11 protein-coding genes and 1 tRNA gene are annotated in these 11880 nt (G+C 50.4%); 5 read left to right on the plus strand and 7 right to left on the minus strand.

The window, feature by feature from the left end:
• Positions 1 to 66: 66 nt before the first annotated feature.
• The 6 genes from AC0QH1_RS17525 to AC0QH1_RS17550 all read right to left on the minus strand — a co-directional run bounded on the left by AC0QH1_RS17525 (position 67) and on the right by AC0QH1_RS17550 (position 4922).
• The gene (locus tag AC0QH1_RS17525; RefSeq protein WP_324632535.1) at positions 67 to 1131 is read right to left on the minus strand and encodes an SLOG family protein; all 1065 of its coding nucleotides are present in this window, start codon (positions 1129 to 1131) and stop codon (positions 67 to 69) included.
• Positions 1132 to 1168: 37 nt separating this feature from the next.
• On the minus strand, positions 1169 to 2176 hold the full coding sequence (locus tag AC0QH1_RS17530) for a hypothetical protein (protein WP_324632536.1): 1008 nt from the start codon (positions 2174 to 2176) through the stop codon (positions 1169 to 1171).
• Positions 2177 to 2543: 367 nt separating this feature from the next.
• Positions 2544 to 2616 (minus strand) — tRNA-Met (locus tag AC0QH1_RS17535).
• Between the two features lie 175 nt (positions 2617 to 2791).
• Positions 2792 to 3493: a TIGR00266 family protein gene (locus tag AC0QH1_RS17540; protein ID WP_324632538.1), complete on the minus strand. Its 702-nt coding sequence runs from the start codon at positions 3491 to 3493 to the stop codon at positions 2792 to 2794.
• 36 nt (positions 3494 to 3529) lie between these two features.
• Positions 3530 to 4222 carry a TIGR00266 family protein gene (locus tag AC0QH1_RS17545; protein WP_324632539.1) on the minus strand — a complete coding sequence of 231 codons (693 nt, stop codon included), beginning with the start codon at positions 4220 to 4222 and terminating at the stop codon, positions 3530 to 3532.
• Between the two features lie 37 nt (positions 4223 to 4259).
• Positions 4260 to 4922 carry a TIGR00266 family protein gene (locus AC0QH1_RS17550; protein WP_324632540.1) on the minus strand — a complete coding sequence of 221 codons (663 nt, stop codon included), beginning with the start codon at positions 4920 to 4922 and terminating at the stop codon, positions 4260 to 4262.
• Between the two features lie 229 nt (positions 4923 to 5151).
• Here AC0QH1_RS17550 and AC0QH1_RS17555 point away from each other — a divergent pair, with 229 nt between their 5' ends.
• Positions 5152 to 7311, plus strand: coding sequence for an NACHT domain-containing protein (locus tag AC0QH1_RS17555; RefSeq protein WP_324632541.1), 2160 nt, complete (start codon positions 5152 to 5154; stop codon positions 7309 to 7311).
• Between the two features lie 275 nt (positions 7312 to 7586).
• On the plus strand, positions 7587 to 8498 hold the full coding sequence (locus AC0QH1_RS17560) for a hypothetical protein (protein ID WP_324632543.1): 912 nt from the start codon (positions 7587 to 7589) through the stop codon (positions 8496 to 8498).
• Positions 8499 to 8616: 118 nt separating this feature from the next.
• Here the strand turns inward: AC0QH1_RS17560 and AC0QH1_RS17565 are convergent, their stop codons facing one another.
• A complete protein-coding gene (locus AC0QH1_RS17565) occupies positions 8617 to 9114 on the minus strand; it encodes a rhodanese-like domain-containing protein (RefSeq protein ID WP_324632544.1) in 498 nt (165 codons plus the stop codon).
• A gap of 426 nt (positions 9115 to 9540) precedes the next feature.
• Between AC0QH1_RS17565 and rsmA the strand changes: the two genes are divergently transcribed.
• The 3 genes from rsmA to AC0QH1_RS17580 all read left to right on the plus strand — a co-directional run bounded on the left by rsmA (position 9541) and on the right by AC0QH1_RS17580 (position 11795).
• The gene (gene rsmA, locus AC0QH1_RS17570) at positions 9541 to 10377 is read left to right on the plus strand and encodes a 16S rRNA (adenine(1518)-N(6)/adenine(1519)-N(6))-dimethyltransferase RsmA (protein ID WP_324632545.1); all 837 of its coding nucleotides are present in this window, start codon (positions 9541 to 9543) and stop codon (positions 10375 to 10377) included.
• Between the two features lie 16 nt (positions 10378 to 10393).
• Entirely contained in the window at positions 10394 to 11347 is a 954-nt protein-coding gene (gene ispE / locus AC0QH1_RS17575; RefSeq protein WP_324632547.1) for a 4-(cytidine 5'-diphospho)-2-C-methyl-D-erythritol kinase, read from the plus strand.
• Positions 11348 to 11423: 76 nt separating this feature from the next.
• Positions 11424 to 11795 carry a DUF3082 domain-containing protein gene (locus AC0QH1_RS17580; protein WP_324632546.1) on the plus strand — a complete coding sequence of 124 codons (372 nt, stop codon included), beginning with the start codon at positions 11424 to 11426 and terminating at the stop codon, positions 11793 to 11795.
• Positions 11796 to 11880: the final 85 nt, after the last annotated feature.

Here is an 11880-nt window from a genome sequence, read left to right on the forward strand (position 1 = left end):
CTGGTTTTATGCCGGTCCATTTTTTTGAGGTCATAGAGCGACACTCTCGGGGTCATAGAGAACTTTTCACTGTCCAGCATCAAAGTAAAATAAATTAAACGGGGCACGTTCAACATAATTAGATGAGCGTTTTTCAGCACCTTCCTCAAATAGCATTTCCAGATTAGATTTCTCTTTTAAAGCAGCATACTGGAAAGCATCTTTGGTTGCGCTTGACATATTTTTGATAGAGAACGCATAGAGGCAATTGCATTCATCAACGATGACTTTATTTCGTTCAGTTCCCGCATTAGCTCTTTCGTTGGTATCTTCAGGACTGCGGTCAGGAGGCATAAGAATAGGTTTCCAATTGGGGTCAATCTGTCCATTTGGAAGTCGGTCGGGACGTTGAACCCAATGAGCCGGATGAACGATAACTTGCAATCCTCTGGCTCTAGCTTCATCAGCGGCATAGGTATCGGCTCCTTTGGCACCACCAGAAACAACGATACAATCATTGGGAAGAGCATTAATGAATTGAGCGATCGCTTGTTTAGCCCATGAAGCACGGCGAAATTCTCTAGAACCAATGACCGCTACATAAGAACCAGGCCGCACCTCTCTCCCATATTTTTCAAATCGTTTTGGGTCTTCTAAATCAGGAATGGGGTCTGGCAAATTAACTTTCGGTTTTCGAACATAAGCAATCAATGTTTTATCAGGTTGATTAAATTCCTGAATCAAATCTTCAATTTCTTCTGTCTCCTCATCCCAATGAACGAATAGATAATCGAGATTGTCAGTTAAAGGCTTATCGCTTATTATCCAGGGAAGGTTGCTGGGCAATTCACTGGGAAGGCTATCACCATGAATGACAACATCTTTATAACCATCGCGAATTAGGTATCGAGCAACCAATCGGTCAAATCCAGTCCCAGAGCCACGAATATGAACCACTGGATTGCGAGTAGGTACACCATTGAGTCTCAAATACCATTCACGATGCCGGTTGACGAGTAACGTTTCTATTTCCAGTTTCATTCGAGGAGTCAATCCAACCAGATTGCTAAGTCCTGCCATGCCGAGATGAAGGCGGCCATCGCTGGTAACGGGGGCATCAGGTTGGTTGGGAACGCGATTATTTTCAATCATCCAGAGAGCTGCTCGATGAATAACGTCCCCATGGCACTCACGGGGGGCGCAATGACAAACCAATTCTATCATGTCCTTGAGCCAGTAGGGAGGCAACGTTGCGGATTGCTGGATAGAAAGGAGAGATTTCATCCCGAATCAGAGGCCATGAGTATCTTTTGAATTTATGAATTGATTGTTCTCTAGTTGTGCTTTCGGAAATGGGATATGGATTGTGCAGGGGCGATCGCGCAATTCCCTGACTGCCTCCTCTACCGATATAGACCCGAGTGAAATCATTATTATGCCAACTTGTTGAAGATAGACCATCATCGCCAGTATCACGAATATTGGTGATGCGACAGTTGCCAACTGAGTTTGGACGTCGGTCTGAATCGGGTTGCGGTGGTGGTTCAGTGTTGGGAGGCTCTGGACTATCAGCAGGTTCACCCTCATCAGTTCGTTCATCGGGAATCAAAACTTCCCAAATTGGTTTTCCTAGACCATCAAAATAATTTTTAGCAAATTGGGTTCTTCTTTCTGTTCCATTGGTTGCCAAAAGTAAATAATCTGATTGTTCAAGCATTTCCATCAATGGTGCTGGTTCTGTTCCTACATTGCGAACTGGAAATGTTCGAGGTATATTGCGATCGCGCCACTGGACAATCAACTCATCACTGGGTAGTTCTTTTTCTTCAATGGCACTGTAGGGTGAGTATTTTCCTTGATAGGGTTTGAGGTCAATCTCAATACTGGCAAATTTAGCCAATGCCCCGAGCGCAATACAGGCGCGTTTCCTAGCCCTTGAATCTGGGTCAGACTTAATGACCGCAGCCAATATCGAATCTTTGGTCAGAGGTTGGTGGCGATCGCTGAATAATTCCCAGGCTTTGAGATAGTCTCTGAAACTGGTTTCGGTCTTGGGTGTCCTGGCGCGTTTGTTGAAATAGTCTTGCTCGAAACGTTCCAACCAATCGGATATAGGGATGGCAGACGTGTCAGGTTCAGGTTCCAACCATTCCGACCAAGTAAATTGTTTGCAAGCTAAGAGACCACCAACACGCATTGCTTCAGCAGCGGCTCGACGGAAACCTGCTGGATTGGCATAGATGCCCAGTTTTAGGTCTTGTTGATGAGGTCTTTATGGTGCTGTTGGGTTTGGGGGGGAAAGTCCCTCGGAGAGTGAGGCGATCGCCTTTTTGTCGCACAGTTACTCCAGCTCGAACTGCTTTCAGTTCGGCGTTGATTTGCTTAAGCCACTCAGAATCGCTTTTCACGCTCCACCTCTGCCCGGTTGAAGGCTTCCCTAATCTTTACCCTAAATTTCAGCGTCACATATGGTAGCATAACGCTGCATCCCGCATTCTGTCGATTGCTTCTCTTGAACGCGGTTGCTTGCAAATAATAAAGGGCTGACACCCTTATGTAGTGAATGGCTCAGGCGGGATTTGAACCTGCGACCTTGGGCTTATGAGTCCCCTGCTCTAACCACTGAGCTACTGAGCCTTGGTTTTGCACCTTTACTATCATAGCAAATTTTTCCAGTTTGTAAACCCCTTTAGCAAAATTTTTTTGAAAATTCCCCAAACCCTTATCTGGCAAGGCTTTTCGCCTCCAGGGGTTGCGTTCCGAGCAAAGCCTCGGAAGCAGGGGGTTTCCCCAGTGCTTTTTTTTGCGGGTGCTAATTGTTTGAACTGCTCACCGGGCGAAAGGGTTGGAAAAAATTGAGCAAACCGAGCAAAGAGCGAGACTGCACCCACAAGCGCCCGGTTCCCTGAAAGCGACAGACCAATCCTTCGCCGCCAAACACGCCGGTTGCCAATCCGCGAAAGGACAATCCGCCAATATTCTCCACCGAATAATTCAAACTCTCCTCAAACGCCACAATATAGCCGGTATCCACCACATACTCGCCCGACACGGGAATTTCCACGATCGCGCCATAGGAATTAAACCACAAATCCCCCTCGCCCGTGGCCCTGACCAAAAACAAACCCTCGCCGCTAAAAAAGCCGCGACCCCCTTCGAACCCCGTCTCGATCGCCACCGTGGGACTCGATGCCAAAAACCCACTAGACTGAATCCGCAAACCATTCCCCTGCAAGGAATAATGCTCGATATCCCCGGGAACTGCAGGGGAGACAAAAATCTCCCCTCCTTTTCCTTGTGCCGTAAACTCGCTAATAAACAACGACTCGCCACTCATCATCCGCCCGAGTCCTTGCATCATTCCACCCTGCATGCGCGATTTCATCTGAATTCCAGAATCCATCGCCGCCATTGCTCCCGACTCGATTAACACCGATTGATTCGGTTGCAACTGCAGCCGCAAAGACGCATAAGCCGGAGAATGTTCGATTTCAAAAGCAATTTCACCACTCATAATTTCCCTCAAATTTTCAACCTGCAAACCCATCACCTACGCATTACTTTGTCTCGGCGGTAATTGCCCGCCTACCAAGCGGCCAAACGCCTCAGCATTGTGGGTTTGGCAAAACAGCCGCCCCACCCCTTTAAACCGACAAACCAAGCCTTCGCCACCCAACCAAGCACTCAGCCAGCTACTTCCCGGCGGTTTCATCACGTCAAAATTCAGGCTTTTTTCAAACGCCACAATATGCCCGGTATCCACAATATACTCCCCATTCACCGGCACTTCATAAATAGCCCCAAACGAATTTAACAACAACTCTCCCATTCCCCCCACATCCAGCCAAAACATATTTTCTCCCGAAAACAGGGATTTAAACCCTTGAAATCCCAACTCTACCTCTACCCCCGTACTACTTGCCAGGTAAGATTTCGCCTGAACCACCAAGCCGTTACTGCCCATCGAATAATGAAAAATATCCCCTAAAATTTGCGGAGCGAGAAAGATTTCTCCCGGGCTTCCGAGGGCGCGAAATTGGCTTAAAAATAAAGACTCTCCCGCCAAACTGCGCTTCAAACCGCCCAACATGCCCCCGCCCTTGCCTTTTCTCAGGGTGGTGTTGGTTTGGAAATTGGCGCTCATAGAAATCATCGCCCCGGCTTCGGCGATAATTTCCTCCCCCGCATCGAGTTGAACCTGGGCGATCGCGCTTTCTGGTTGCTTTAAAATTGTAATTTCCATCCTCTTTTTATCCTCTAAAAATTTACCAACAAAATTCCTAGCGCACTTTCGATCGCAAAAAGCTCACCAAACCATCCAAAGAGCGCGACTGCAAATACACCTCCCCGCGACCTTGTAGGCGATTCACCAATCCTTCTTGTGAGGTCATGGAAGCCAACAATCCGCCAGAGAACCGCAGACCCATTTTAATGCTGGGAGAATAGGCAACTAAATGGCCATTATCCACAATCAAATCGCCATCCATAATTTTTTTCGTCAAGCCGCCATAGGCACCAAAAAACACTCGTCCCGTGCCGCTGAGTTTCAGTTTAAAGAATCCTTCCCCGGCGAAACCACTGGTGAATCCCGCCCATCGCAGGCCCAATTGTATTCCGGGGGTATGGGCGATATAGGCCCCGGGTTGAAAGCAAATGGCCGAATTTGTTAATTCCACCCCGGCGATATCGCCAATTGTCGCTTGCGAGAGTACCAGAGTTAGGGGTTGGGCGGTGTCATTTTTAAATTCATTCACGAACAGAGATTCCCCGCCAAAGGTACTACGCAACCAAGCGCCAAAGATATTCCCAGAAACGCGAGATTTCATCGACAGGCGAGAGTCCATACTTATCATGGCACCGGCTTCGGCGGTGATGCGTTCTCCGGGGCTGAGGGTGACGAAAATGGTGGCAAAGGAGGGTTTATAACGGATATCGTATTCCACGAGTCGGGGTCTCCTGCGAACAACGGTGCATTGATATCGACGAGTTTGGCAAAGTTTGCGGCGATCGCGCGGATTTGTTCAGGAAAAACCAATAAAGCGCCAGAGGGAGCGGAAATCACCCCGGCGCAGGGAGCAAGGGGGCAATGTTGAGTGCCAGAAATTGACGGCGAGACGGTAAATTTATGATTGTAAAAGTCCACCCCCAGCCTCTACTATGCCTAAACTTCCGATGACGACACTCTCTGCAGCGCTGTGGTTGCTGCTAAGCATCACTGTGAATGGCGTATTCTGCGCCGGGGTCGCCGCCCTAGCAACGCCCACGCGGGATGACTGGATCTTGCTGTTGGTCCTGACGGGGGGTTGCGCCCTGTTATTTGGATTGAGCGCCTCGTTATTGGAGCCTTCCGCGATCGCCCAGCACTGGGACTGCTCCCCCAATGCCCACAGCGCCAGTTTTCCCGATCGTAGCAGAAGCGGATTTGTCTTGGCGGATCGTCGCATCGGCCCATTAGTGGCCCGTTTGCCTTTCCCGGCGTTTGGCTTTTGGCTGTGCCCGGTGCTATTCCTGGGAACCAGCGTGCTGCTGTATTTTTTATTGCAAAATGATTCGGTATCCCCGGATTTTTACCCCACGGCGGGCTATTTGGCGATGTTTTTATTTATCTTGGGCACGGCGTTGCCCACCGGGACGATTGTACTGCAACGGTGGCAGCTCTCGAAACAGCAGCCATGCAAGAACCGCGAGGGATTGCTGCAGGCGGTGAAGCGAGAAGTCAGCGCCCGATCGCGACAGTCTCTCCATTATGCGGTGCGCGAATATCTGGCGCGAGAGGAATCCCCGGGGGAAATGCCTCGGATTTGGGAAGTGGAGGTGAAAATTGGCAAGCATCCGAAGCAGTCGGTGGAGAAAGAGGAACGGATTTTGCAGGTACTTGAACGGCGGGCGAAGGCCCCGGGCGGGGTAGAGGCGCTGAATGCGGTGGGGGCGCGGGTGGATACTGAGGCTCAGACCCTGCGGGTGGCGAGGATTGGCGGGATTGTGTTGATTTTGGGGGCAGCGGGGGCGGGGAAAACCTCCACGTTGCTGGAATTGGCGGAGGATCTGTGCGATCGCGCGGTGGGGGATGAAACTGCCCCGATGCCGGTGGTGTTGGACTTGAAAAGCTGGAGAAGCGATCGCCACTTCAGCAGTTGGTTAGTGAGGGAAGTGAGCTGGAAATATGGGGCGAGCAGAGTGTTAGTCCGGAAATGGGTGGCGAGCGATCGCTTGTTACCGTTGCTCGATGGGTTGGATGAAATCCCAGAAGACCGACAGGAGCAATGTTTGGAGACGATTTCGCGGGCGCGGGGGCAAGATGGGCGATCGCTGCCGTTGGTATTGTGTTCGCGCATGGATACTTACCAGCGTCGCAAGTCTCGCCTGCATTTATATGCCGCGATCGGCTTGCAACCCCTCACGGTGTCCCAAGTTGAGGAGTATTTGCGCTCGTCTCGCAGTCGGGAATTGTGGGAAGATTTACAAAGCAATCCGGGGTTATTAAAATTAGCTAAAACGCCGCTGCTGTTAAATTTAATGACTTTAGCTTATGAGGAAATTTTAATTCATTCTTGGAAGCGACTCACCTCCCGCGAAGAGCGCATCGTTTATCTGTTTAATGCCTACATTCGCCGCCAATTGACCCGGGATCTTCCTTCCCGCGCCTATGGCAGGCGCGGACAACCGCCCAATGCAGAGCATACCCGCTATTGGTTGCGCTGGCTGGCCACCACCATGACGAGGGCAAATCTAACCGCATTTTCGATTTCAGAATTGCCCCCCATTCGCTTACCCGCGAAGGGAAAGGATTTAATCTATCCCGTGGGCATTGTGGTGAGTTATTTTTTGGTGTATAGTGTAGTTTTCGCCGCAATTTATGGCGGGGAAGCTTGGAAGATTTATGGGATATTTTTTGGGATAATTGCGTTAAGTGCTGCCGGGTTGGTGGCGTTAAAAGTGCCGGATGTGAATCTGACAACCGTCTCGCACGAACGACTGTGGCGATCGGCGGTGGGTTCTCTCCTGTTTGCCCTGCTGGGATTGCTCGGTTTTCAGGCGATCGGGGCGCTGATTTCCCATATTTACGCCCAAGAGGGCTGGGTGATGTATGGGCTGTCGGTGCTGTTTTTTATTGCCGCCGTGCTGCCGATTTTTGGCGCGATCGCCGGGGCGATCGTCGGTATCCCCTGGATGCAGCATTTAACCGTGCGACTGATTCTCTGGCGCGATGGCGAAACGCCCTGGGATTATACTAAGTTTCTCAATTATGCCGCAGAACGGCTGTTTTTGCAACGAGTCGGCGGGCGATATCGCTTTCTCCACGACATGCTGCGCGATCGCTTGAGCGAGTAAGAAAGGCGATCGCGCCTCCCCTCCCCTCCCCTCCATCGGTGCGATCCCTATGTTAGGGTGATGGCACGCGATCGAGATTCGCACATTCCCCTCGCGAGCCTTGCGTTGTCCCTCGGTTCTATAGTATCTCGGAACCGGCGCGATCGTTGCTCCTCTCACCCCACCTTTCTCTGAGGCGGGGCTTTTTTGGCGGGCATCATACTCAATTTGCTATAATTTTATCTCATCATCAATTACCCACCCTTGAGGTAAAACCTAAACAATCGGAATGTAAAATGTCACAGCAAAAACTAGCGGTTGCCATGATTCATGGCATTGGCGTGGCGGATAACAATTTTGACAGTGGAATCAGTCAGGAACCGACTTTTTTCCAACCCACGATCCAGGGGATTCTCGCGAACTTTGCCGCCGAATTAGAGATTGACGAATCCGAAGCGCGATCGCGTCTGGCGATCGAGCCGATTTACTGGGCGAATTTGGTGCAAGAAGAACAAGACCAACTCTGGGAAAAAATTAATTCCGAATCCCTCAACTATGGCCAACTGCGATTCTTTTTCGTTGCCTTTCTCGGGGATACCGTTGCCTATCAAATCACCTCGCAGAAAGATAGAACCCTCTACGATCGCATTCATCGCCAATTTTCCCAAGGGTTGAAAAATTTAGCCCAAAAAGCCGGCAGCAAAGCGCCGTTATGCGTCATCTCTCACAGCCTCGGTTCGGTGATTGCCAGTAATTACTTTTACGATTTGCAGCAATTCAGAAACAGCGCAGACAAGCAGGGGGTAATCCCCGAATTGGTGAAGAGCGAAATCGGAGATACGGCTTTAGAACTGGGAGAAACTTTACAGTTATTCTATACTCTAGGGAGTCCCTTAGCCCTATGGAGCTTGCACCAAAAATTCGACCGCCCCATTCGCGTGCCGGCGGCGGATTTGCAGCAGTATTATCCCGGTTTATTCGGGGAATGGATTAATTTTTACGATGACTCGGATGTTATTGCTTATCCGTTAAAACCGATTAGTCCGGAATACGAGAAAGCGGTAACAGCAGACAAGTCGGTGAATGTGGGCAGTGTTTTAACCAGTTGGAATCCCCTGGCACATCTTTATTATTGGAACAGTGAGGCGATCGCCAGAGAGATTGCTCGCCGTTTAGCCAAAACTTGGCAAACCCTGAATCAAGGGTGAAAGGGAATTGGGGAACAGTCGTGCAAAAAACGTCGGGGCACACCGTGGTGACCCCGACCAAAAATCTGTTGGTTGGCAAACAGGGGAAGTTATCCCCGATTTGCGCTAAAACATGATATTATTTTTTAGATGCTAATTCCGCTTTTTCATCTAAACGAGCGGCAACATTGGTTTCGCTCTTCTTCAGGGAACTCGGACCGGCAGGCCCTTCCATCGAGACGATACCTTCCGTCGGACCGCCGATCGCTTTCCATGCCGGTAAAGCGCCTTTGACTTCAGCAACGTTGATAAACCCAGCATCGCGCAGGCGATTTGCCGCTTGAGCCGTTTCTTGGTCGCTGTCGCCATAAACGTAGATATCGCGGCGCGCTTCTAAGTTGCTGTTGTCGGGAGAAGAAGGCAGACTATCCATCGGCATCGGAATCGCACCGGTAATGCGCTCGTAGTTGAACGCCTCGCGCGATCGCACGTCCATAATCGTCAAACCGGGTTCGCCCCACTCCAGACGCCCTTTCAAGTCCTGCGGACTCACTTGAGGTTTTAAACTCGGCGGCGTCGGGGTGATATCCGGCATATTTTCTTTTGCCTGAGCAATATTGTCTGAAACGTTAGCCATGATAAACTAAAATCCTAACTTCACATTATGTAAAGTTTAGTAAATTCCACCGCCCCCATACATCTTCCTTTGGGTAGAATATTTGATTTCCATGCCCGGTAAGTTTGGCTACCCGGGTTTTATAGAACTGGGGGAAGAGGCAAAAATATTGCCCTAGATAGAGAACGGTTTCTTTCTGTGGATAGATGCTCAGATGGGGCAGGCGGCGAGGAAGGAGAAATAGAGAATTGAGAAGGGAGAATCATGGGGGGAGGCGATCGCCCAGGCGGTGAATCCAGGGGGCGATCGCGCCACAGGATCCCCCTGGAGTTCCCGATTTTGCGACCCTGCAACCGCGAAAGCAAGCCAGAAAACAAGATTGTGCTGGTTTTAGGAGTAAAATTGAAAGCCGAACCCCTGAAACGAACAAGAGGTCAGAACTGGATCGTGCCATCATCTTATCCGAGAAAACGATTTGCCCAACATTGGTTGCGAAGCGAGAAAGTATTAAACCAGATTCTCAGTGCAGGGCAGATATCCCCGCGCGATCGCATCCTCGAGATTGGACCGGGAACCGGCATCCTCACCCAGCAATTATTAACCTTCGCCCAGTCGGTGATTGCCGTAGAAATCGACCGAGATCTGTGCCAAAAACTGCGGCAAAAATACGAGAAAACCGATAATTTTTTACTTTTAGAACGAGATGTCCTATCATTGAATATCGCAGCAGAATTGGCGCAAGCGGATGAGAAATTTCAGCATCCGAATAAAGTCGTCGCCAATATTCCGTATAATATTACCGGTCCGATTTTAGAAAAACTGCTCGGAAAGATCGGCCAACCGGCACAGAATCCGTATGAAGCGATCGTGCTGCTGTTGCAAAAAGAAGTGGGGGAACGGTTAGTAGCGGATCCGGGGTCGAAAGCATTTGGGGCGCTATCGGTGCGAGTGCAGTATTTAGCCGAATGCGAGTATATTTGCCCAGTACCGGCCAAAGCATTTTACCCGCCGCCGAAGGTAGAATCTGCGGTAGTGCGCTTGCGTCCTCGGAGGGTGGAAACCCCTGCCGAAGATCCGCGCCAGTTAGAGAGTTTGGTGAAAGTGGGGTTTGCCAACAAGCGCAAAATGTTGCGAAATAACTTAAAAGCGATCGTCGATCGCGATCGCTTGAGCCAGTTTCTGGAACAATTAGAGATTAACCCTCAATCGCGCGCCGAAGACCTCAGCGTTAGAGATTGGGTCGCCTTGAGTAATTTGTTAACCAGCCACAAATTACCGTTGTGAACTGAGATGAATGACCATGCGTTCTTACTCGTTGATTGCCCCGGCAAAAATAAATCTCTATTTAGAAATTATCGGCGATCGCCCCGATGGCTACCACGAACTGGCAATGGTGTTGCAAAGTATCGATTTAGCCGATCGCCTACAGATTGCCCCCAATAGCATTCAAGGGTTTCGCATCCATTGCGACAACCCGCAAGTGCCCACCAATGAAACCAACCTTGCCTATCGCGCCGCCAAACTGATGCAAGACCGGTTCCCCAGTGTATTCGATCGCTATGGCGGTGCAGATATTACCCTAGACAAACAGATTCCCATAGCTGCCGGCTTGGCGGGGGGATCCACCGATGCGGCAGCAGTGCTGGTGGGACTCAACCTGTTGTGGAAACTGGGATTAACCCAGCCCGAATTGCAAGATTTAGCCAGCGAAATTGGATCCGACGTGCCCTTTTGCATCGCTGGGGGAACCGCCCTCGCCACCGGGCGGGGAAGCGACTTAGAACCCTTGCCCGATGTAGATAGTTTGCATCTAGTGTTGGCAAAATATCGGGATTTAGCCGTATCCACCCCTTGGGCCTATCAAACCTATCGGCAACAATTTGGCAGTACCTACATCTCGGAAGCGAAAGATTTAGAAGGGCGGCGCAAGCGAGTTCACTCCGGATCCATGTTAAGCGCGATCGCCCAAGGCGACGGCGAAAAAATTGCCCAACTGCTGCACAACGATTTAGAAAAAGTGGTATTGCCCGCCTATCCGCAGGTATTGAAACTGCGCGAAGCCTTTGAAGAGTGCGATATCTTGGGAACCATGATGTCCGGGTCCGGTCCGAGCGTATTTGCGATCGCCCATTCGCGGCAGAAAGCAGAACAAGCGCGGGAAAAAGTCAAAGCTGCGATCGCCGATCCGAATCTAGACTTATGGGTCGCCAAGTTTATCAATACCGGCATTCAACTGGCATCGCAAGTCCCCTAGGCGATCGATTCCCCTTTGCAATTCTCCTACCCTTTCAGTTGTAAACCGTAGCAGATAGAATTTCCACCTGCAAACCATGACTCATCACAACTCCACAGACAATCAATCCAGCAAAAGCCCAGCCCCACCCACATCATCCCAAAGCGAACCCCCCATCTGGCGGTGCTTTTTTGGTTCTGGAGTCGCGGCGGCGATCGCAAGAGCCTGCATGTTGCTCACCGCTTCCATTGCCGAAACCTTTGCCAGCAAACCCATTCATTCCACCAATCCCACAGCGGTGAATATTTCCATCGCCGTGCGGACCTTAGTCACCGGCATCACCACCCTAGGCACCTTCGTCTTTGCCTTTGCCGCCTTTGGGTTATTTTGTCTGGGAATTCAACTGATTTTCCAAAGATTGACCAACAAACCCAAATCAGAATTACAAGAACGGGTGGATGAAGGATGAAGGATAACCGGTGACGTACTCCCGACGCCGACCGCTTAGGCGGTACGGCGCGGGCTTCTGGGCCGAGACCTTTGAGATCTGGGTT

This window comes from Phormidium sp. CCY1219 (assembly GCF_055795085.1).

Coding starts and splice junctions, on each gene's coding strand:
- AC0QH1_RS17580 (WP_324632546.1), top strand. CDS start 11,424: ATGACTCATCACAACTCCACAGACAATCAATCCAGCAAAAGCCCAGCC.
- AC0QH1_RS17530 (WP_324632536.1), bottom strand. CDS start 2,176: ATGCGTGTTGGTGGTCTCTTAGCTTGCAAACAATTTACTTGGTCGGAA.
- AC0QH1_RS17545 (WP_324632539.1), bottom strand. CDS start 4,222: ATGGAAATTACAATTTTAAAGCAACCAGAAAGCGCGATCGCCCAGGTT.
- AC0QH1_RS17525 (WP_324632535.1), bottom strand. CDS start 1,131: ATGATTGAAAATAATCGCGTTCCCAACCAACCTGATGCCCCCGTTACC.
- AC0QH1_RS17565 (WP_324632544.1), bottom strand. CDS start 9,114: ATGGCTAACGTTTCAGACAATATTGCTCAGGCAAAAGAAAATATGCCG.
- AC0QH1_RS17540 (WP_324632538.1), bottom strand. CDS start 3,493: ATGAGTGGTGAAATTGCTTTTGAAATCGAACATTCTCCGGCTTATGCG.
- AC0QH1_RS17555 (WP_324632541.1), top strand. CDS start 5,152: ATGACGACACTCTCTGCAGCGCTGTGGTTGCTGCTAAGCATCACTGTG.
- AC0QH1_RS17560 (WP_324632543.1), top strand. CDS start 7,587: ATGTCACAGCAAAAACTAGCGGTTGCCATGATTCATGGCATTGGCGTG.
- ispE (WP_324632547.1), top strand. CDS start 10,394: ATGCGTTCTTACTCGTTGATTGCCCCGGCAAAAATAAATCTCTATTTA.